Source organism: Kitasatospora sp. NPDC097691 (assembly GCF_040302665.1).
Lineage (GTDB): Bacteria > Actinomycetota > Actinomycetes > Streptomycetales > Streptomycetaceae > Kitasatospora.
On record NZ_JBEORY010000016.1, the window covers coordinates 102514 to 123465 of the forward strand.

Below are 20952 nucleotides of genomic sequence, written 5' to 3' on the forward strand. Positions count from 1 at the left end.
CCCACCTCATGCCCCACCCAGTTCCGAGCACCTCCGGCCGCCAGTCGCGCGGCGCAGCCATGGACCACCCTGGACAAGGAGATTCGGCCATGCGGAACCCCGGCACCACCCGTGACGGCAGAGCAGCCGCTTCGCCCGGCCCGGCATGGCCGTGCTGGGCATGCCGGTCTTCGTCCAGTCCTGGAACGACTCCTTCTGGCCGCTGATCGCGCTGAGCCGGAGCAATCCCACCGTCCAGGTCGCGCTGGCCGGTCTCGGCGGCGGCTCGTACGACTCCGACCAGGCCGTCATCCTCACCGGCTCGCTGCTCGGGACCGCACCGCTCCTGCTGGTGTTCGCCCTCCTGGGCCGGCAGGTCGTGGGCGGCATCACGGCCGGCGCGATCAAGAACTGACGCCCACTCCCACCGCAATGGAGAAAACAGCCATGACTTCCGCACGGACCGGGTCGGCCCCGGCCGACATCTCCGTCCGCGACTTCCCCGCCGGCTTCCTCTGGGGAGCCGCGACGGCGGCGTACCAGATCGAGGGCGCCGTCGACGTGGACGGCCGGACGCCCTCGATCTGGGACACCTTCAGCCGCACCCCGGGGCGGACGGCCGGCGGTGACACCGGCGACCGCGCCACCGAGCACTACCACCGCTACCGGCAGGACATCCGGCTGATGAGCGACCTGGGCCTGGCCGCCTACCGGTTCTCGGTGTCCTGGCCCCGGGTGCAGCCGACCGGGCGCGGGCCTGCCGTCGAACGGGGCCTGGACTTCTACCGGCGCCTGGTGGACGAGCTGCTGGAACACGGCATCCAACCCGCGGTGACGCTCTACCACTGGGATCTGCCGCAGGAGCTCGAGGACGTCGGGGGCTGGCCCGCCCGCAGCACCGCGGGGCGCTTCGCGGACTACGCCGCGCTGGTGGCGGACGCGCTCGGAGACCGGGTGAACATCTGGACGACCCTCAACGAACCCTGGTGCTCGGCCTTCCTCGGGTACGGCTCAGGGGTGCACGCCCCGGGCCGTGCCGACTGGGCGGCCGCCCTGCGCGCGGCCCACCACCTCAACCTCGGGCACGGCCTCGCGGTCGAGGCGCTGCGCTCGGCGCTGCCCCGGGAGGCGCGGATCGCCGTGTCGCTCAACCTGCACGAGGTACGGCCGCTCACGGAGTCCGCCGCGGACCGCGAGGCCGCCCGGCGGATCGACGCGGTGGGCAATCGCGTCTTCACCGGACCGATGCTGAAGGGCGGTTACCCCGAGGACCTGCTCGCCGACACGGGACACCTGGTGGACTGGTCGGCGTTGGTCCACGACGGCGACCTGACCTCGATCGCCAGGCCGATCGATCTGCTGGGCGTCAACTACTACACCCCCACCGTGGCTTCGGCCCTGCCCGACGGGCGGAGCCCGGACCCCGCAGCGGCGAGCGACGCAGGCCACGGCGACGGCGCCCAGTCCCCCTTCGCCGGCTGCGCCGACGTGCTCCTCCACCGCGCGCCCGGCCGGCGCACCGCCATGGGCTGGCCGATCGACCCGACCGGCCTGTCCGACCTGCTGCTGCGCCTCCACCGCGAACACCCCGGGCTTCCGCTGATGGTCACCGAGAACGGTGCGGCCTTCGACGACCGGCTGACACCGGAGGGTGCGGTGCACGACCCGCAGCGCATCGACTACCTGCGCGGCCACCTCGACGCCGTCCGGCAGGCGATCGCCGCCGGCGCGGACGTGCGGGGCTACTTCCTCTGGTCGCTGATGGACAACTTCGAGTGGGCGTACGGCTACGGCAAACGGTTCGGCCTGTACTTCGTGGACTACGCCACCCAGGCCCGGATCGCCAAGGACAGTGCCCGGTGGTACGCGGAGGTGATCCGCCGGGGCGCACTGCCCGACCCGCGTGCGTGAGGGTGTCGGATCCCTTGACGCTGGTCATTCAAACGACCAAGCTGGCAGGGGTGGCGGGTCCGGGGTGAAGTTCCCTTGTCGAGGACCGATCGAGGACGGCCCCATGCCCCGACCCCCTCACGGCGACGATCCCGCTCCGACGCTGGCCGAGGTCGCCCGTCGCGCCGGAGTCTCCACCGCCACGGCCTCCCGCGTGCTGAACCGTTCCGCCCGGGTCTCCAAGGAGGTGGCGGCCCGGCTGGAACACGCAGCGCGCGAGTTGGCGTACGTCCGCCGACGGGCGGCCAGCGCTCGGGAGACCGGCGTGGTCGCCGTCGTGGTCTTCGCGGATCCGTTGCAGTACCACGCGGACGCCTTCCCCGAACGGCTGCTGGCCGGGCTGCGACGCTCCGTTCCGGGCGCGGAGCGGGAACCGGCCGTCTTCACCGTGCCCAGGCGCTCCCGGAGACCGCCGCTGGTGCGCTACCTGTGCGGCGGCCACGCCGACGGAGTGCTGCTGGTCGGCCCCTGGGGGGACACCGCGCTCATCCGCCTGCTGCACGCCGCCAGGGTGCCCGTGGTGTCGCTGGGCAGGCCGCCGGAGCCGGGCACGGTGGCGTTCGTGGACGCGGACAACCTCGTCGGCGCGACAGAGGCGGTACGGCGGCTGTGCGCTTCCGGGCGCCGCGCGGTGGCCACCATCGCCGGGCCGCCCGACACCGCCCCCGGCGCGGATCGGCTGGCCGGCTACCACCAGGCGATGGCCGCAAGGGCCGCGGCACGGCCCGCCGTGGCGTTCGGCGACTTCAGCAGCGCCTCCGGTGAGCACGCGATGCAGTGGCTGCTGGACCAGCGCCCCGAGGTGGACACGGTGTTCGCCGCCTCCGACCAGATGGCCGCGGGAGCCCTCAGGACCCTGCGGCGACACGGCCTGCGGGTACCCGAGGACGTGGCGGTGATCGGCTTCGACGATGCCCCCGTCGCGGCGCGGTGCCGGCCGGGGCTGACCACGGTCCGCCAGCCGGTGGAAGAACTCGGTTCCCGTGCCATGGAGTTGCTGCTGCGCAACCCGGAGCGCGGCGAATCGGTCGTGCTGCCCACCCGGCTGGTCGTCCGGGCGTCCGGCTGAGCGTGCGCCGCGCCGGAAAAGGTTTCGCTCGAACGGCAACCTTTCCGTCCCCGGCGCCCACTGGTGGGTGCGACGCCGAGTCGATCTACCGAATGGACGGGAATGAGAGCAACGAAGCACGCCGCCCCGCTGTCGAACCGCAGCCGTGGGCTGGTCATGGGCGTACCGCTGGCATTGATCGCGGTCGGTGCGCTGATGTGCCTGGCCTTCGCACTCCTGCCGGACGGCGGGAGCGGCGTCTCCGACGCCGGGGTACCGGCCGCCGCGTCCGTCGCGGCCACCCGGACGGGCACCCCGGCCGGCGACCCGCCGGGCGCCACCGCACCGGCCGCCGCCACGTCCTCGACCGCAGCACCGACAGCCGCCGGCCCCGCACCCTCGCCCTCGGCCACCGGCACTCCCCCGCCGTCGGTCACGGCCGCGACACGGCCGTCGGCCACCACGACCGCCCCCTCGCCCTCACCCTCGGCCACCAGCAGTGCCCGCACCGCACCGGCCACGGCCTCCCTGGCCGGACGGATCAAGCCCGGGGCGAGTCACCAGGGCGTCGCGACGTCCTACGATGCCGCGGACGGCAACGGTGCCTGCTCGTTCGGCCCGTCCGGTGACCTCATGGTCGCGGCGATGAACCACACCGACTACGAGACGTCCGACGCGTGCGGGGCGTACGTGCTCGTCCACGCGGCCAACGGACCGAGCATCACGGTGCGGATCGTCAACGAGTGCCCCTTGCCCTGCGAACCCGGGCAGCTCGACCTGAGCCACGAGGCCTTCGGCAAGCTCGCCGACCTCTCGGTCGGCCGCCTCCCGATCACCTGGACGCTGCTGAGCCCCGGCACGGCACCCGCCACGATGTCGATCCGGTACAAGGCGGGGTCCAGCCAGTGGTGGTGCGGGATCCAGGTGATCGGCCACCGGAACCCGGTGGCCGCCCTGGAGGTCCGGGTCGGCGGCGGCTGGCGGCAGCTGTCCCGCACCGACTACAACTACTTCCTCTCCCCCGACGGCAGCGGGTGCGGCGGCCCGATCAGGATCACCGACATCTACGGGGAGCAACTGACCGTCGACGGGATCGCGGTGAAGCCGGACGTCGTCCAGCCGACCCAGGTCCAGTTCGCCCGGCATTGACCGCACAGCTCGCCCGTCGGCCCTCGGGGACGCCCCTCCGGGGCGACCACCGCCGCGCGCAGGAGACGGGCACTGCTAGGCTCAGGCCGGTTGTTAACGCTCACATTGCAGGGAGAGGGCGACCGGGGGAGATGCTCCTCGATGACGCGTCCGCGGAGTTCCACGACTTCTTCGAACGCCACTACGCCGAACTCGCCCGTCTCGCCCACCTCTTGACCGGTGAGACGGACGCCGCCGACGACCTCGCCGCGGACGCCATGATCGCGCTGTGGCAACGCTGGGACCGGCTCCGCGCGGCCGACCACCCGCTCGCCTACGCCCGCGGGGTGGTCGCCAACATGGCGCGCGCACGGATCCGCAGCGCGGTCCGCGAGCGGCGCCGGGTCCTGCTCTTCTGGACCCGCAGCCCGGAGAAGACCGAAGGACCTGACGTCGCGGCCGTGCTGGACGTCCGGGCGGCACTCGCCCGGCTCCCGTTCCGCAAGCGGGCGTGCGTGGTGCTGCGCCACGCCTTCGACCTCTCGGAGAAGGACACCGCGGCGGCGCTCGGCATATCGGTCGGTACGGTGAAGAGCCAGAGCTCGAAGGGCATGGCCGAACTGGAACAGCTGCTCGGCGCACGAGCGGCCGGTGAACTGGCGACAGGAAGGAGGAACCGGTGAACGAGCACATCGCCCGGCAGCTGCGCGAGGCCGCCGAGGGTCACCAGCCCGACCGCGCGCGGATGCTCGCCCGCGTGCAGCGCGGCGCCGCCGGCCCCGCCGCCCGTCACCGCGCGCGGTCCGGCCTGCGCTCGTGGCCCAAGGCCGCGCTCGCGGGCCTCGCCGCCGCCGGCATCCTGGCCACCGGTGCCTTCGCGGCGGCCGGCATCGCCCGGACGCAGCCGCCGTCGGACACGACCACCACCGCCCCGTCGGCCCCCTCCCCGACGGTCACACCCTCGCCGTCGGTCACAGCCCCCCCGACGGTCACACCCTCGCCGACGCCGTCGGCCCCGCCGGTCACGTCGGGTCCGGCACCCGCCGCCACCACCCCTCCCACCGCACGCCCGACCCCGCCCGCGAGCCCCCGGGCCCAGAACGGGCCGCTGTGGTCGGAGGGGTCGATCGACGCTCACAGCACCGTCTACTGGGGCCAGAACAACCTGATCCTGAGGACCACCCAACCACTCACCTCGCTCACCGTCGAGCTGCGCATCGCGCAGACCGGCGACGTGCGCGACACCGGAAACTGGCGGACCCTGCCGAGCGACGACTTCACCGTCACCGTCCAGGAGTCCGGCGGCGCACTGGTCTACCGCTGGGTCCTCAAGCCGGGCCGCACTGTTCCGGTCGGACAGCACGAATTCGCCGGCCAGTTCAACCACGCCACCGGCGTGCGCAGCGCCGCGAACGACAGCTACCGGGTCGACACCCAGTCGGTCGGCGGCCCCGCCTCGGTCTGGGGAGGGTTCGGCCCGGCAGGCTGAGACCGGCACGATGGGGTCGGCGGGGCAGGGTCGGCACGGTGGGGTCAGGGTGGCGTCGTGCAGGTGATCCGTCCCGTTTTGATCACGTGATGCCCAGCGTGGCGAGTGGACGGTTCGGGTTCCGGGCGTGGTCGCGGAGGCCGGCGACGATGTTCGTGTCACCGGCCGGACGAAGGCCTCCGACGGTGAGGGCACGGGCCGGTGCGCAGCCCGACGGAACCGGGACCGCCACAGGCGGGCGTCCTCGCGGTCCGGGCAACCTCGCCCCGACGGGACGAAGGCTGCGCCACTCTCCGGCTCGACGAAATATTCCTCCCCGATCACGGCAACCTTTCTGTGCGTAGCGGCAACTGGCGGGTAACCGGGGCCGAAACCAAGGCCCACCGCGCCAGAAGGACAAGCCTTTGCCAGATCAGAACCGCTCTCATCGCCGCCGTCCGGCAACCCGCCGCCTGATCGCCACCGCCGTGGTGCTCGCCGCCGTGGGTGCTGCCGTACCGCTGGTCGCCCAAGCCGCACTCACGCCGAATGCCCCCACGCCGACCACGTTGGGTGCGGCGGCGGCCGGCAGTGGTCGCTACTTCGGTACGGCGGTGGCCGCGGGCAGGCTCGGGGACTCGACGTACTCCACCATCCTCGACCGGGAGTTCAACGCGATCACCCCGGAGAACGAGCTGAAGTGGGACACCGTCGAACCCTCCCGCGGGTCGTTCAACTTCGCCCCCGGCGACGCGATCGTCAACCACGCCTCCGCGCACGGCCAGCGCATGCGCGGCCACACCCTGGTCTGGCACTCCCAACTGCCCGACTGGGTCAAGTCCACCACCGACGCCAACACCCTGCGCAGCGTGATGGACAACCACATCACCCAGGAGGCGAGCCACTACAAGGGCAAGATCTACGCCTGGGACGTGGTCAACGAGGCGTTCGCCGACGGCGGCAGCGGCCGGCACCGCGACTCCGTGTTCCAGAACGTACTGGGCGACGGCTTCATCGAAGAGGCCTTCCGCACCGCCCGCACCGCCGACCCCTCGGCCAAGCTCTGCTACAACGACTACAGCATCGAGAACTGGTCCGACGCCAAGACCCAGGGCGTCTACAACATGGTCAAGGACTTCAAGTCCCGCGGCGTACCCATCGACTGCGTCGGCTTCCAGAGCCACTTCGGCGCGGGCGGCCCGCCCGGGAGCTTCAGGACCACCCTGTCGAGCTTCGCCGCGCTCGGCGTGGACGTCCAGATCACCGAACTCGACATCGCCCAGGCGTCCGCCACCGCCTACACCAACGCCGTCCAGGACTGCCTCAACGTCCCTCGCTGCACGGGCATCACGGTCTGGGGCATCCGCGACAGCGACTCCTGGCGCACCGGCGAGAACCCGCTGCTGTTCGACAACAACGGCAACAGGAAGCCCGCCTACAACGCGGTACTCACCACCCTGGCCGGCGCCGGCGGCAGCACCCCGGGCGGCGGCATCACCTCCGGCAGCATCTACACACTCTCCGCCGTGGCCGCCGCCGGACGAGTCCTCGACGAGTACGCGGGACAGAACGGCAACGGCACCCCGCTCCAGGTGTGGGACGCCAGCGGCGCCACCAACCAGCAGTGGCGGGCCACCAAGAACGGCGACGGCTCCTACACGCTCACCAACCTCGCCAGCGGACGGGTCCTGGACGAGCCGGGTGGCCAGACCGGCAACGGGACGAAGCTGCAGGTCTGGGACGCCAACGGCGGCGCCAACCAGCACTGGAAGGCAAGCCAGAACGGCGACGGCTCCTACACACTCACCAACGTCGCCAGCGGCCGAGCCCTGGAGACCCCCGGCAACCAGACCGACAACGGCACTCCGGTGCAGATCTGGGACTCCTGGGGCGCCGCCAACCAGCACTGGAACCTCAGGCCGTCCGGGTCCGGCTCGTCCACCCCCACACCGACCTCGACGGGCGGCACCTGCGCCCTTCCGTCGACCTACCGGTGGTCCTCGACGGGTGCGCTGGCGCAGCCGGCGAACGGGTGGGGCGCGGTGAAGGACTTCACCGACGTCGTCTACAACGGCAAGCACCTGGTGTACGCGTCGAACGTGTCGGGATCCTCGTACGGCTCGATGATGTTCAGCCCCTTCACCAACTGGTCGGACATGGCCTCCGCCCCCCAGACCGGGATGGGCCAGGCCGCGGTGGCACCCACGCTCTTCTACTTCGCGCCCAAGAACATCTGGGTGCTCGCCTACCAGTGGGGCCAGTGGCCGTTCGTCTACCGCACGTCCAGCGACCCCACCAACCCCAACGGCTGGTCCGCACCGCAGCCACTGTTCACCGGCAGCATCCCCAACTCCGGCACCGGCCCGATCGACCAGACCCTGATCGCCGACGACCAGAACATGTACCTGTTCTTCGCCGGTGACAACGGCAACATCTACCGCGCGAGCATGCCGATCGGGAACTTCCCGGGCACCTTCGGCTCGTCCTACACGACGGCCATGAGCGACACGACGAAGAACCTGTTCGAGGCGCCGCAGGTCTACAAGGTCAAGGACCAGAACCAGTACCTCATGATCGTCGAGGCCCGGGGCGCGAACGAGCAGCGCTACTTCCGCTCCTTCACCGCCACCAGCCTCAGCGGCTCCTGGACCCCGCAGGCCGCCACCGAGAACAACCCCTTCGCCGGCAAGACCAACAGCGGCGCCGCCTGGACCGACGACATCAGCCACGGCGACCTGATCCGCAACAACCCCGACCAGACCATGACCATCGACCCCTGCAACCTCCAACTCCTCTACCAGGGCAAGTCCCCCAACGCCACCGGCCCCTACAACCAACTCCCCTGGCGCCCGAGCCTCCTCACGCTCCAGCACTGACCCGCCCGATCCACAGTGACCGAGATCGGGTGCGGCTCGCCGGCACGGAGGCAAGCCGCTTACGGCACTGGTGACTCCGACTGCTGACCGACACTCACTGCGTCGAGGAACCCCAGCCGCGCGTCGGCTGGGGTTCCTCTGCTCGAAGCCGGGCCGGCCCCCTCGGGGGAGCGCATGGCGGTCCGTCGGCACCGCGGCCCGTCGGCAGCGGCCGCGGTGGATCGGCCTCAGTTCGTGTGCTGGTACGCCGAGTAGGTCAGGTAGCCGGCGTCGCCGCCCTGGTAGAAGGTGGCCTCGTCCGCCGGGGCGATCGGCGCTCCCAGGCGCAGGCGCTCGACCAGGTCGGGGTTGGCGATGAAGGCGCGGCCGAAGCTGATCAGGTCGGCGCCCAGGGCCAGCCAGTGGTCGGCGTCGGCTCGGCCGGCCTGCTTGGGGCCCATCGGGACGGTCGGGTTCACGATGAGGGTGCCCGGCCAGGCGCGGCGCAGTTCGAGGAGCACGTCCTCCGCGATGGTGGCTTCGAGGTGGACGTAGGCCACGTCGAGGCGGGCGAGCTCGCTCAGCAGGGCGGCGTAGAGCTCGGGTATGTCGCTCTCCGCGACTCCCCAGAAGGTGCCGCCCGGGGAGAGGCGGATGCCGGTCCTGGCCGAGCCGACGGCCTCGACGGTGGCGGCCGCCGCCTCGACGGCGAAGCGGATCCGGTTGGTCACGGAGCCGCCGTAGCGGTCCGTGCGCAGGTTGGCGTTGGAGGAGAGGAACTGGGAGATCAGGTAGCCGTTGGCGCCGTGCAGCTCGACGCCGTCGAAGCCGGCGTCGAGGGCGCGGCGGGCGGCGTCGGCGTACGACCGGGCGTGCTCGGGCACTTCGGCGGTCTCCAGGGCGCGGGGCACGGGCGCGGGCTGGGGTCCGGTCGGGGTGAACACGTCACCGGTGGCGGGGACGGCCGAGGGGCCGACGGGCCGGATCCCGGTGGTGTCGGGGTGCGAGACCCGCCCGCCGTGCATGATCTGGGCGAAGATCCGTCCGCCGTTGGCGTGCACCGCCGCGGTCACCGGGCGCCAGGCGGCGGTCTGCTCGGCGGTGTGCAGTCCCGGCGTCCCGGGGTTGGACTGCCCGATCAGGCTCGGCTGCACCCCCTCGGACACGATCAGCCCGGCCGTCGCCCGCTGGGCGTAGTACGTGGCCATCGACGGTGTCGCCAGACCGTCGGCGGCTGCCCGGACCCGGGTCATCGGGGCCATCACCACCCGGTTCGGCAGGGTCAGGTCACCGAGTCGATGGCTGTCGAAGAGGCTCATCGTGGGACTCCTTCGTGCTCCGTGGCGCCCGTCCTTCGGGCCCGGCAGCTACGCTAAAACCTCACGTCGATGTCAGAGGCAAGCCATGTGGCACAGGTCACGGCGGAGAGGGCGGCATGCGTATCGGGGAGCTCGCGGAACGGGCCGGGGTCAGCGTCCGGTCCCTGCGCTACTACGAGGAACAGGGGCTGCTCACCAGCACCCGGAGTGCCAGCGGGCAGCGGCACTACACCGACGACGAGATCGAACGGGTCACCTTCATCCAGCGGTTGTACGCCGCGGGCCTGTCCAGCCGCACCATCGCCGAACTGCTGCCGTGCGTCGAATCGCCCAGCACGGAGAACTCCGACGCCGCGCTGGAACGGATGGCCCAGGAGCGCGACCGGCTCAACGACCACATCGCCGACCTCACCCGCACGAGAGAGGCCCTGGACGCCCTGATGGCCGCGGCCCGGGCACACCGGGAGAGCCTGCGCCCGCCGGTGGCCGCTGCCTGAGCCCGGCACCCGCCGCTCCCGCCCGGGCCGCGTGTCGCGTTCGACCGTCCTACGATGCGACCGGCTCGGGACGGTACGCGTGGTCGATGTTGTCCTCGACCCACGCGCGGAGCGCGTTGAGCGGGACCGCGGCACTCCGGCCGAGCGGGGTGAGGGAGTACTCGACGTGCAGGGGGACCGCGGGGTACACGGTGCGGTCGAGGATGCCGAAGTCCTCCAGCCGGCGCAGCGCCTGGGTGAGGACCTTGGGGCTGACGCCCTGGAGCTTGCGCTGGAGTTCGCCGAATCGCCGGGGGCCGTCCTCGAGGGCGCCGATGGCCAGCGCCGACCACTTGTTGGCGAGCAGGTCGAGCAGGGCGCGGCAGGGGCACTGGGCGGCGTAGACGTCGTGGTGCGAGTGCTGGCCGCTCGGGCAGGTGGTCGTCATTCGTGGGCTCCTCACCAGGTCACTTCCCCATGGGAAGTAGTGGACCTTGAAGGTAACCATACCCACGGGGATAGCGTCGTCGACGTCAGGGAAGAGCCGCCAACGGCCTTCCCCAGAGCACTGTTTCAGGAGATGACGCATGTCCGCAGACATGATGCGCGCGGTGGTCCAGGACACCTTCGGCGGCCCGGAGGTGCTGCGGGTCGCACAGGTGGCGCGGCCGGTGCCGCTGCCGACCGAGGTGCTGGTCCGGGTGCACGCGGCCGGGATCAATCCGGTGGACTGGAAGACCCGCGGCGGAACGGGCATGGCGGGCCTGCTGGGTGAGCCGCCGTTCACGCTGGGCTGGGACGTTTCGGGCGTGGTGGAGGAGGTCGGCTTCGGCGTCACCACGCTGAAGGTCGGTGACGAGGTCTACGGCATGCCGTGGTTCCCGCGCGTCGCCAACGCCTACTCCGAGTACGTGACCGCGCCGGCCCGCCAGTGGGCCCGCAAGCCGGCCACACTCGACCACGTGCACGCCGCCGCGGTGCCGCTGGCGGCGCTGACGGCCTGGCAGGCCGTGGTCGACACCGCCCGGGTGCGGGCCGGCCAGCGCGTCCTGGTCACCGCCGCGGCCGGCGGAGTGGGCCACTTCGCGGTCCAGTTCGCCCGACACCTGGGCGCCCACGTGATCGCCACCGCCAGCGCCGCCCGCCACCCCTGGCTCAAGGAACTCGGCGCGGACGAGAGCGTCGACTACACCACCACCCGGTTCGAGGACGCCGTCGAGGACGTCGACGTGGTGATCGACCTGGTGGGCGACGCCCACGACAGCACCAGCACCCGCTCGCTGAAGGTGCTGCGCCCGGGCGGCCTGCTGGTCGCGATCCCGGCCGGCGTCTCCCCGGAGCTGGCCCAGGCCGCCGAGGCGGCCGGTGTGCGGGTGACCCCGTTCCTGGTCGAGCCGGACGGCGCGGCGCTGACCGCGATCGCCGGCCTGATCGACGCCGGCGAGGTCGCCGTCGAGGTGGAGGAGACCTTCCCGCTGGAGCAGGCCGGCACGGCCCACGCCCGCGGCGAGGCCGGTCGCACCCGCGGCAAGCTCGTCCTGACCGTCACCGACTGAGCACCTCTGCAAGGAAGTTGGAGGAGCGTCATGTACTACGAGATCCGCCGCTACCAGGCCCGGCCCGGACGCCGGGACGAGTGGGTGCGCTACATGGAGGACGTGGTCATCCCGTTCCAGGCCTCACTGGGCATGGACGTGACCGCCTCCTTCACCGACGACCAGGACGAGGACGGCTACGTGTGGATCCGCCGCTTCGAGGACGTGGCCCAGAGCGAGGCGCTGTACGCGGCGGTCTACCGGCACGACCGCTGGAAGAACGAGATCGGGCCCGTGGTCCACGGACTGCTGATCGCCGAGAACTCCGTCGTCACCCGCGTCACCCCCACGCCCGCCTCACCGCTGCGGTGACCGGGCGACCGCAGCAGTTCGCCACAGCAAGACAGGAGACCGTTCATGACCACTGACACACTCCGGAAGTCGGGCCCCACCGGCTCGATCACCCAGGCAGCCGCCGGCGCGCTCATCGCGGCGGTGCACGCGGCGGCCGCCCGGATCGGCTTCACCGCCGCCGTCGCCGTCACCGACCAGGGCGGGCACCTGCTGGCCTTCGACCGCTCCGACGGTGCGCCGTTCCTGACCGCCGAGGTCGCCGTCGACAAGGCCTGGACCGCGGCCGCCTTCCACACCCCGACCCACGTGTGGAACGGCTACCTGGCCGACCCGCAGGTCGCGCCGCTGGCCGGCCATCCGCGGCTGATGGCGGTCGGCGGCGGCTACCCGATCACCGACGACGGCAGGTGCGTCGGTGGACTCGGGATCTCCGGCGGCAGCTACCAGCAGGACCAGCAGGCTGCCGAAGAGGCGTTGACCGCCCTCGGGTTCGAGCTGCCCACGGGCTGACCGCCCGTCGAACGTCGATGCGACGGGCCCAGCACAGAAGGCTCCGCTCCCGTCCGGCTACGGCCAACGGCCAAGCGGCTCCCGGAGGTTGATGCCTGCCGGGGTGCCGCGGTCAGCGCACGAGGGGGAGGAAGATCGTGTCGACGATCTCTTCGAGGACGTGGTCGGGCGCGGGGGCGAAGGTCGTGAGGATCTCGTGGCGCAGGAGGTCGAAGGGGAGGGCCTTGATGCGTTCGCTGAGGTGTTCCTCGTCGACCTCTCCGCGGGCGACGGCGCGGTCGAAGAGGACGTCGGCGGTGTTCTCGCGTGCTGCGGTGAGGAGGTCGCCGGGGCTGGTGCCGGTCGCCTGGTAGTAGCCGGCCAGGTGGACGTTCATGACGGTGACGAGCTGGACGCGGGTGGCGTTGATCGTCCGCATGAGGGTGAGGACGTCCTCGCGCAGGCTGCCGGTGTCGGGCACGTCGACCCGGGACTGTTCGAGGACGTGGGTGATGGCTGCCCGGACGAGTTGGTCGCGGCCCGACCAGCGGCGGTAGAGCACGGGCGGGCTGGTGCCCGCGCGCCGGACGACGGCGTCCATGGTGAATCCGGCGTAGCCGCTGTCCGCGAGTTCTTCCCAGGCCGCGTCGAGGAGCGCCTTCTCCAGTGCCGCTCCGCGGCGTCGCTCAGCCATCCGGACCCCTTTGGAAAGAGTTGCCTTTCTTATCTCGGCATCCTAGCCTGAGAGTCACAAGATAGATCTCTCTATCTTAAGTGGTGTTCCGTAAGGAGAACCGGATGTCCATGGGAGAGGGAAACCGGATGTCGACAGCGACGGACCACGACGTGCTCGTGGTGGGTGCCGGCCCGGTCGGCTTGATGCTGGCCACGGAACTTCGGCTGACGGGCGTCCGGGTCGTGGTCGTCGAGCGGCGGACGGAGTTGGACACCGCGCCCAAGGCGGGCGCGTTCAACACGGCCACCGCCGAGGCCTTCGAGCGGCGTGGCCTGCTCGCCGCGATGCGGGCCGTGGCGGGGAGGCAGCCGCTGCAGGCCGACGGGAGGCGATCGCCCTTCGTCGGGCACTTCGGCGGGATCCAGGTCCCGTCCGGCCCCGTCGACGAGCACGATCCCGCCCTGCGCGGACGCGGCCCGGACTGGTACGTGCAGGTCCCGCAGGTCGAGGTGGAGCGGGTCCTCGGCGAGCGTGCGGCGGAGCTGGGCGTCGAGGTCCGGCGCGGGGTCGAGGTCCGCGGCTTCGACGAGGACGAGGCCGGTGTCACCGTTCACCTGCACGGCGGGGAGGACGTGCGCGTGGCATGGCTCGTCGGCTGCGACGGAGGCCGCAGTACCGTCCGCCGCCGAGCGGGCTTCGAGTTCCCCGGCACGGACCCGCAGATCACGGTCCGACACGCGGTGGGCACCGTCGAGGGGGCGGAGCACCTCGGGCGGGGCTGGCAGCACACTCCCACCGGCGTGTACGTTCACGGGCCGGGCCCGGGCCAGGTGCGCACCGTGGAGCTGGACGGTCCCCCGGCGGACCGTGAGGCGCCGCTCACCGCGGCCGAGATGGAGGCCAGTCTGCGGCGCGTCAGCGGCGCCGACGTCCGCATGACCACGCTCACCTTCGGCACCCGCTTCACGGACCACGCGCGGCAGGTGACGACCTACCGGCGCGGTCGCGTGCTGCTCTGCGGTGACGCCGCCCACGTGCACTCACCGTTCAGCGGCCAGGGCCTGAACCTGGGAATCGGCGATGCCGTCAATCTCGGCTGGAAGCTCGCCGCCACCGTGCAGGGGTGGGCGCCCGAGGACTTGCTCGACACCTACACCGGCGAACGGCACCCGATCGGCGCCCGGGTGCTCGACTGGACCCGCGCCCAGGTGGCCGTGATGCGCGGCGACGCCCACAGCCGTGCCCTCCGGGACGTGACCACCGACTTCCTCGCCACCCGGGACGGGGCGACCCACTACGTGAAGCGGATCTCCGGCCTGTGGCAGCGCTACGACCTGGGGAACGGCCATCCGCTGGTCGGCATGACGGTGCCCGACCTCCGGCTGGACGACGGCACCCGGCTCTCCGACCACACCCGTGCCGGCCGGGCGCTGCTCGTCGACCTCGGCGGGAACGACCGGCCGGCAGCCCCGGCGGAGCGGTACGCCGAGCGGTACGCCGGGCGCCTGGAGCTGGTCCGGGGCCGTGCGGACGGCGTCGGGGCGAACGGCCTGCTGGTCCGTGCCGACGGCTTCGTGGCGTGGGCGTCGACCGCCGGTGACCCCGTCGGCCCGGGCGGCCTGGAAGCCGCCCTGATCCGCTGGTTGGGGGACGGCACGGGTCGCTCCGGCCGGTGACCGTCCCGCAGCCCGACGCCCTCGACCACCACCTCCACCGACACCGCCCGGATTCGCGTGACCGCACCGCACCGCACCGCACCGCTGCCGCCGGGCCGATGCCGGGCAGCGGCGTGAGAATGGGCCGTAGCTGCCGTGTTCGACCGGCTCGGGAGGCCTCCATGAAGGACCTTGAGTTCAAGCAGAAGCGCACCTTGACCCGCGCCGAGGCCGCCGATCAGCTCGACGCGCTGGCGGCGGCGCTCAGGCGCGGCGGGCAGGCCGAGCTGGACCTCGGACCCGGGAAGCTGTCCCTGCGGATCCCCGACGAGCTGCACACCGAGATCGAGGTCGAGCTGGAGGACGGCGAGATCGAGCTGGAGATCGAGCTGACGTGGAAGGCGGGACAGCCGGGCAGCGCCGACGACTGACTCCCGCACCTGCCCGCACCCGCCCGCCGACACCGGCACCGACACCGGCACAGGCACCGGCGGGCAGGCGCGTCACCCCAGGGCGGCCGCCTTGCGCAGCAGCACGGACCGCTCGCGGGCGTTGCGGCACAGCCGGGCGGCGAGTTCCAGCTCTGCCCGGGCCTCGACGGTGCGGCCGAGCCGGGTGAGGAGTTCACCCCGGACGGTCGGGAGCAGGTGCGACCCCGACAGGCGGCCGGAGGCGGCCAGGTCGTCGACCGCGGACAGCGCCTCCAGCGGCCCGCTCGCCATCGCGACGGCCACCGCCCGGTTGAGTTCCACCACGGGCGAAGGGGCCACCCGGCCGAGCGCCTCGTAGAGGAGCACGATGCGTTCCCAGTCGGTGTCCGGCACCGACGGCGCCGTCGCGTGGCAGGCGGCGATCGCGGCCTGCAGCCCGTACGGTCCGAGGCCCCGCCCGAGGGCCGAGGCCCGGCCGAGCGCGGCCAGGCCTCGGCGGATCGCGGAGCGGTCCCACCGGCGCCGGTCCTGGTCCTCCAGCAGCACCGGCTCGCCGTCGGGCCCGGTGCGGGCCGGGAAGCGCGCGGCGGTGAGCTCGAACAGGGCGAGCTGGCCGTGCACCTCCGGCTCGGCGGGCAGCAGGGCGGCCAGCGTCCGGGACAGCCGGACCGCCTCGTAGGCGAGGTCGGGGCGCAGCAGGTCGTCGCCGGTGGTCGCCGTCGAGCCTTCCGTGAAGATCACGTACAGGACGCTCAGGACGGCGCCGAGCCGCTCGCGCCGGTCCTCCGGCGGCGGCAGCTCGAACGGCACGTGGGCGGCGGCGATCGTCTTCTTGGCCCGGGTGATCCGGGCCTGGACGGTCGCCGTTGGCACCAGGAAGGCGCGGGCGATCTCCTCGCTGGACAGGCCGCCCACCACGCGCAGGGTGAGGGCCACCCGGGCCTCGGGCGAGAGCACGGGGTGGCAGGCGGTGAACACGAGCGCGAGGACGTCGTCGTCGACCCGGTCCGGGTCCCACGGCAGGTCGTCCGTCCGCTCGGGCGCGGCGGCCGCACCCGAGCTGAGTTCGCCGTCGGCGAGCGGGCCGGCGAGTACGGCGTACCGTTCGTCGAGCGCCGACCTGCGGCGGAAGGCGTCGATGGCCCGCCGCCGGGCGGTCGCGAGCAGCCAGCCCACCGGGCTGCCCGGCTCCCCGTCGCGCGACCAGGCGACGAGCGCCTCCGCCAGGGCCTCCTGCGCGACGTCCTCGGCGAGCGCGAAGTCCCCGGTGTAGCGGGCCAGCGCCCCGACGATCCGGGCGGACTCGATCCGCCAGACGGCCTCGACGGCCCGCCGCGCCGCGTCGGCGATCGGCGGGCCGTCGGCGGCCGCGGACGTCACAGCTGGCCGGTCCGCTCGCGCCACGCCCGCTCCTTGATGATCCACTCGTTGTCCTGCGGGAACTCGTCGATGCCCGGCACCCGGCGGACCTCGCACTTGGAACCGGGGATCGACGGCAGCCGCTTGGCCCACTCCACCGCCTCCTCCTTGGAGGCGACGTCGATCAGGTAGAAGCCGCCGAACAGCTCCTTCGTCTCACCGTACGGCCCGTCGGTGACAACCGGGGTCTCCCCGTCGAAGTCGACCACGACGCCCTGCGACGGGTCGTCCAGTCCCTCGGCGGCGACGAGCACACCGGCCCGGATCAGCTCCTCGTTGAAGCGGCCCACCGTTTCGAGCATGTCCTCGAAGGGCGTGTCCATCATCTTCGCGAGGGACTCGTCCGTGCCGCGCATGATCAGCATGTACTTCGCCATGGTCGGTCTCCTTGTTCGGGGGTCGTTCCTCGACCCTCTCAGTCCCAGGTCGAACGGCGCGACAGCGAAATCGACACGGTGGAGCGACACGGATGAATTTTTTTCGGATTCCTTCCGACGGGCTCTCCCGGCTCCCGTCCGGGGAGGCGGCGGGGGCCGGGAAAGCCGTCGAGCGCCGGAGGGCCGGTCGGGCGCCGGAGGGCCGGGTGCGGCGGGGTGGGGAGCCGTCGACGCTGCGACGACGACGGCTCCCCCGTACCCGGGCCGGTCCGACGGGTGTGTCAGCCCTTGAAGGCGGTGGTGCCGTTCGGGGTGCCGAGCCCGGTGGGGCCGTCGTAGCCGGCGCCGGCGGTGCAGAAGTACGCCGGGCTGCAGGTGCCGTTGTTGCCGGTCGTGACGTCGTTCAGGGCGCCGGGGTGGGCGTAGGGGAAGGAGGCGGGGTTGGAGCCGGCGCTGGGGGCGCCGGCGTCGGCGTAGACGCCGGCGATGATCGGGGTGGCGGCGCTGGTGCCGCCGTAGGAGCCCCAGCCGTTCTTCTGGTAGCTGTCGTAGACGGCCATGCCGTGGCCGGGGTCGGCCGCGGCGGAGACGTCGGTGGCCATGCGCTTGGCGCAGCCGGTGTCCTTCTGCCAGGAGGGCTTCGCCTCGTAGGCGGAGCAGCCGGAGCCGGTGCCCTCGCCGGCTTTGGTGTTCCAGGTGCTCTCGCTCCACCCGCGGGTGTTGTTCGCCCGGACCAGGGAGGTGCCCCCGACGGAGGTGGCGTAGGGGGAGCTGGAGGGGTAGCCGACGCCCCAGGAGTAGTCCCAGTCGCCGCTGCCGGCGACCATGGCGACGCCCGGGTGGTTGTAGTAGTTCTTGTCGTAGGTGGGGTCGTCGGCGGACTCCTTGAAGATGTAGCTGTTGGAGACGAACTTGGCGCCGAGGGCGACGGCCCGGTTGACGGCGGCGCCGATGTCGCCGATCTTCGCGCTGTTCGCCTCGACCAGGATGATCTTCGCGTTGGGGGCGGTGGCGGAGACCAGGTCGAGGTCGAGGGAGTCCTCGGCGCCCTGGTTGGCGCTCGCGCCCGAGGGCAGCGGGCTGGTCCGGCCGTCGGAGTTGACCTTGCGGAAGCAGCCGTTGTCGGTGGTGCAGGCGGGCAGGCCGTACTGCTTGCGGTAGGTCGCGAGGTCGCTCTCGGCGTTGGGGTCGTCGTAGGCGTCTATGACGGCGATGGTCTGGCCGGAGCCGCCGTCGGAGGGCAGGTGGTAGGCGGACTGGAGGTCGGCGGGCCCGTAGCCGGAGGGGGTGGCGGTCCCTGCGGAGACGGTGTTCCCGGACGGGGCGTCGGCTTCCAGGACGTCACAGCCGGCCGTGGTCTCGGTGGGGACGGCGCACAGCTGGTGCCAGGGCCGGTGGGGGGCGGCGGACGGCGCGGCGTGGGCGAGGGGGGAGGTGGCGAGGGTGGTCAGGGTCAGCGCGGCGGCGGCCCACAGGGCCCGGCGCCGGGCGCGGGGACGGGGGGTCCGGTGCTCGGGGGCGCGGTGCTGGGGGGCGCGGTGTTGGGGGGTCATCGTCGTTTCCTCTCCGGTCGGTTGGGGGATCGAGGGGTTCAGGAGTGCTTCCAGGTGTCGGTGAAGGAGTCGCCCCCGGTGGACAGCGGGCCGGCCACGGCCTCGGTGACTCCGTTGCGGGCCATGGTCACGGTGGCCGCGGAGGCGGCGGCCAGGGTGCGGCCGTCGATGGCGGCGTGGGTGAAGGTGACGCTGCCGAAGTTCGCCAGCGGCTGGCGGGAGCCGTTGCGGTTGGGGGCCTCGGCGATCACCTCGGCGCTGCCGTTGGTGGCGCCGCTGTAGCGGGGGAAGGACTTGGTCTCGGTCCAGCCGAGCGTTTCGTCGGTGAGCTTGGCGGTGTAGGCGTCCTGGGCGTGGTCGTACTCGACGGAGGCGGTCATGGTGTCGCCCGGCCGTACGCTGTCGCGGTAGGGGGACTCCGGGTCCGGGTAGTTCTCCCACCACGCGAAGTAGTGCGGCGTGGCGTTGACGGCGGTGCACTCGGCCTGGGTGCCGGTCTGTTCGACGGTGCTGGTGCCCTGGCCGTCGAGGCCGACCCAGATGGACACCGCGCCGACCGCCGTGCAGCTGATCCGGGGCTGGGTCCAGCTCGCGGTGACGGAGTGGTAGGTCGTGCCGGTGGACGCGTAGCCGGACCAGTTGCCGGAGGTGATGCCGGCGAAGGAGGCGGCGGGCGTCCCCGCCGGGGTGGAGGCGCCGGAGGCGGCCGTGACGGCGGGGGTGGTGGCGATGAGCGTGGCGGTCAGCGGCGCGAACAGCAGCAGCGCCGCGGCGGCGGCGAGGCTGCGGTCGTACGACCGGGAGCGGGCGTACGACCGGGGACGGACGGTGGCGCGCGGTGGCATGAGGGGACTCCTCGGGAAGGGGGGAAGGGGCCGGCCCCGAGGGGGCGGGCCGTGCTGGGACGAGCGTGTCGATCGTCGCCGTGATGGTCAACGCCACTGGAATTGCTCATGGTTGACGGTTGACGGCGGTTTCCGGAGTGCATGGACGCGGGGCCGGTGAGCTGCGGTGCGGCATGCTTCCCGGGGCACCGGCGCCGGCAATTCTGTGGATTCGCCAGTCGAGTGGCCGCACTGCCGCGGAGCCGCTCGCCGGCACTGGGGAATCCACAGTTTTGGCCGTCGCCGCGGACCGCGATCCGGCTGCGGGCCCGTCGTTGCGGTCCGGCGGCATCCACACAGTTGACGGCCGCTTGACAGCACGAACCGCCCCTGCCACACCGGGTGTTGACGGTCAGTCGGTGCTGCGGGACCGTCTACCCCTGCCGACGGCCCGGCGCCCCGAACCCGGTGCAACCGCCGTCCGCACCGGCGCGCACCGCGCCGGACATCCCACCCCCACCCCTTTCCCGGAGACAGGCATGCCCCTCGCCAAGGCCCGTTCCCGCACCACGCTCGTCCTGGCCGCCGCGGTGGCCGGCGCGACCGCGGCCGCCGCCCTCACCGTCGGCACCACCGCCTCGGCCGCCGCCACCCTCCCGTCGCCCGACCACATCGTCGTGGTGATGCTGGAGAACCACGCCTACGGGCAGATCATCGGCAGCTCCGACGCCCCCTTCCTCAACTCGCTCGCCACCGGAGGCGCCCTGCTCAAGGCCTCGTACGGGATCACCCACCCCAGTCAGCCGAACTACTTCGCGGTGTTCTCCGGCAGCACCCAGGGCATCACCGACGACTCCTGCTACTCCCCCGGCTTCAGCAAGGCGGCCAACCTGGCCTCCGAGCTGAGCGCGGCCGGCAAGAGCTGGGGCAGCTACAGCGAAGCCCTGCCCAGCCAGGGGTCCACCACCTGCAGCAGCGGCAACTACGCCCGCAAGCACGCCCCCTGGGTGGGCTTCGACAACGTCCCCGGTTCCACCGAGCACACCTTCGCGCAGTTCCCCTCGGACTACGGCAAACTGCCCAAGGTCTCCTTCGTCATCCCCGATCTCTGCAGCGACATGCACAACTGCTCGGTGGGCACCGGGGACACCTGGCTGAAGAACAACCTGGGCGGCTACGCCTCCTGGGCCAAGAACCACAACAGCCTGCTGGTCGTCACCTACGACGAGGACGACCGCAACAGCGGCAACCACATCCCCACCCTCGTCTACGGGCAGCCCGCGAAGGCCGGCGCCACCAGCAGCACCTCGTACAACCACTACGACCTGCTGCACACCCTGGAGGACCTGGCGGGCACCGGCGCGCACGCCGGCAAGTCCGCCTCGGCCGCCGACATCACCGGCGTCTGGAACTGAC

20 protein-coding genes and 1 pseudogene are annotated in these 20952 nt (G+C 72.3%); 14 read left to right on the forward strand and 7 right to left on the reverse strand.

What is annotated here, in order from left to right; all coding sequences use genetic code 11:
• Positions 1 to 133: 133 nt before the first annotated feature.
• The 7 genes and pseudogenes from ABTY56_RS14460 to ABTY56_RS14490 form a co-directional block, all read left to right on the forward strand.
• A pseudogene (locus ABTY56_RS14460) lies at positions 134 to 394 on the forward strand (carbohydrate ABC transporter permease); the annotation flags it as partial.
• 32 nt (positions 395 to 426) lie between these two features.
• The gene (locus ABTY56_RS14465) at positions 427 to 1890 is read left to right on the forward strand and encodes a glycoside hydrolase family 1 protein (RefSeq protein WP_350629083.1); all 1464 of its coding nucleotides are present in this window, start codon (positions 427 to 429) and stop codon (positions 1888 to 1890) included.
• Between the two features lie 103 nt (positions 1891 to 1993).
• Positions 1994 to 2998 carry a LacI family DNA-binding transcriptional regulator gene (locus tag ABTY56_RS14470; RefSeq protein ID WP_350629084.1) on the forward strand — a complete coding sequence of 335 codons (1005 nt, stop codon included), beginning with the start codon at positions 1994 to 1996 and terminating at the stop codon, positions 2996 to 2998.
• 102 nt (positions 2999 to 3100) lie between these two features.
• Positions 3101 to 4126, forward strand: a complete 1026-nt coding sequence (locus ABTY56_RS14475) for an expansin EXLX1 family cellulose-binding protein (protein ID WP_350629085.1) — start codon at positions 3101 to 3103, stop codon at positions 4124 to 4126.
• Positions 4127 to 4257: 131 nt separating this feature from the next.
• Positions 4258 to 4788, forward strand: a complete 531-nt coding sequence (locus ABTY56_RS14480) for a SigE family RNA polymerase sigma factor (RefSeq protein WP_350629086.1) — start codon at positions 4258 to 4260, stop codon at positions 4786 to 4788.
• Positions 4785 to 5594, forward strand: a complete 810-nt coding sequence (locus ABTY56_RS14485; RefSeq protein ID WP_350629087.1) for a hypothetical protein — start codon at positions 4785 to 4787, stop codon at positions 5592 to 5594. The genes ABTY56_RS14480 and ABTY56_RS14485 overlap by 4 nt, the downstream gene beginning before the upstream one ends.
• Before the next feature lie 452 nt (positions 5595 to 6046).
• Entirely contained in the window at positions 6047 to 8449 is a 2403-nt protein-coding gene (locus ABTY56_RS14490) for a non-reducing end alpha-L-arabinofuranosidase family hydrolase (RefSeq protein WP_350629130.1), read from the forward strand.
• Positions 8450 to 8676: 227 nt separating this feature from the next.
• Here the strand turns inward: ABTY56_RS14490 and ABTY56_RS14495 are convergent, their stop codons facing one another.
• Complete coding sequence (locus ABTY56_RS14495) at positions 8677 to 9747, reverse strand: alkene reductase (RefSeq protein WP_350629088.1); 1071 nt, start codon at positions 9745 to 9747, stop codon at positions 8677 to 8679.
• 116 nt (positions 9748 to 9863) lie between these two features.
• Here ABTY56_RS14495 and ABTY56_RS14500 point away from each other — a divergent pair, with 116 nt between their 5' ends.
• Positions 9864 to 10244 (forward strand): MerR family transcriptional regulator, encoded by a 381-nt coding sequence (locus tag ABTY56_RS14500; protein WP_350629089.1) that lies wholly within the window; start codon positions 9864 to 9866, stop codon positions 10242 to 10244.
• Between the two features lie 49 nt (positions 10245 to 10293).
• Here ABTY56_RS14500 and ABTY56_RS14505 read toward each other — a convergent pair whose 3' ends face one another.
• Complete coding sequence (locus tag ABTY56_RS14505) at positions 10294 to 10671, reverse strand: winged helix-turn-helix transcriptional regulator (protein ID WP_350629090.1); 378 nt, start codon at positions 10669 to 10671, stop codon at positions 10294 to 10296.
• Positions 10672 to 10810: 139 nt separating this feature from the next.
• Between ABTY56_RS14505 and ABTY56_RS14510 the strand changes: the two genes are divergently transcribed.
• Genes ABTY56_RS14510 through ABTY56_RS14520 form a run of 3 tightly spaced genes read left to right on the forward strand, consistent with a single transcriptional unit; the run spans position 10811 to position 12622 of the window.
• On the forward strand, positions 10811 to 11779 hold the full coding sequence (locus ABTY56_RS14510; protein WP_350629091.1) for an NADP-dependent oxidoreductase: 969 nt from the start codon (positions 10811 to 10813) through the stop codon (positions 11777 to 11779).
• Positions 11780 to 11809: 30 nt separating this feature from the next.
• Positions 11810 to 12130 (forward strand): NIPSNAP family protein, encoded by a 321-nt coding sequence (locus tag ABTY56_RS14515; protein WP_350629092.1) that lies wholly within the window; start codon positions 11810 to 11812, stop codon positions 12128 to 12130.
• Between the two features lie 45 nt (positions 12131 to 12175).
• Positions 12176 to 12622, forward strand: a complete 447-nt coding sequence (locus ABTY56_RS14520) for a GlcG/HbpS family heme-binding protein (protein WP_350629093.1) — start codon at positions 12176 to 12178, stop codon at positions 12620 to 12622.
• A 112-nt stretch (positions 12623 to 12734) separates the two neighbouring features.
• On the opposite strand, the gene ABTY56_RS14525 is transcribed toward ABTY56_RS14520, so the two are convergent.
• Complete coding sequence (locus ABTY56_RS14525; protein WP_350629094.1) at positions 12735 to 13295, reverse strand: TetR/AcrR family transcriptional regulator; 561 nt, start codon at positions 13293 to 13295, stop codon at positions 12735 to 12737.
• Between the two features lie 128 nt (positions 13296 to 13423).
• Between ABTY56_RS14525 and ABTY56_RS14530 the strand changes: the two genes are divergently transcribed.
• Together ABTY56_RS14530 and ABTY56_RS14535 are read left to right on the forward strand one after the other, a co-directional pair.
• Entirely contained in the window at positions 13424 to 14953 is a 1530-nt protein-coding gene (locus ABTY56_RS14530) for an FAD-dependent monooxygenase (RefSeq protein ID WP_350629095.1), read from the forward strand.
• A 161-nt stretch (positions 14954 to 15114) separates the two neighbouring features.
• Positions 15115 to 15363: an amphi-Trp domain-containing protein gene (locus tag ABTY56_RS14535; protein ID WP_350629096.1), complete on the forward strand. Its 249-nt coding sequence runs from the start codon at positions 15115 to 15117 to the stop codon at positions 15361 to 15363.
• Positions 15364 to 15435: 72 nt separating this feature from the next.
• Here ABTY56_RS14535 and ABTY56_RS14540 read toward each other — a convergent pair whose 3' ends face one another.
• From ABTY56_RS14540 to ABTY56_RS14555, 4 genes are all read right to left on the reverse strand, one after another.
• A complete protein-coding gene (locus tag ABTY56_RS14540) occupies positions 15436 to 16767 on the reverse strand; it encodes an RNA polymerase sigma factor (protein ID WP_350629097.1) in 1332 nt (443 codons plus the stop codon).
• Positions 16740 to 17159: a YciI family protein gene (locus ABTY56_RS14545; protein WP_350629098.1), complete on the reverse strand. Its 420-nt coding sequence runs from the start codon at positions 17157 to 17159 to the stop codon at positions 16740 to 16742. Before ABTY56_RS14545 ends, ABTY56_RS14540 begins: the two co-directional genes overlap by 28 nt.
• Positions 17160 to 17440: 281 nt before the next feature.
• Positions 17441 to 18712, reverse strand: coding sequence for a S53 family peptidase (locus ABTY56_RS14550; RefSeq protein ID WP_350629099.1), 1272 nt, complete (start codon positions 18710 to 18712; stop codon positions 17441 to 17443).
• Between the two features lie 38 nt (positions 18713 to 18750).
• Complete coding sequence (locus tag ABTY56_RS14555) at positions 18751 to 19557, reverse strand: G1 family glutamic endopeptidase (RefSeq protein ID WP_350629100.1); 807 nt, start codon at positions 19555 to 19557, stop codon at positions 18751 to 18753.
• Positions 19558 to 20075: 518 nt separating this feature from the next.
• Between ABTY56_RS14555 and ABTY56_RS14560 the strand changes: the two genes are divergently transcribed.
• Positions 20076 to 20951 carry an alkaline phosphatase family protein gene (locus ABTY56_RS14560; protein ID WP_350629101.1) on the forward strand — a complete coding sequence of 292 codons (876 nt, stop codon included), beginning with the start codon at positions 20076 to 20078 and terminating at the stop codon, positions 20949 to 20951.
• Position 20952 lies beyond the last annotated feature (1 nt).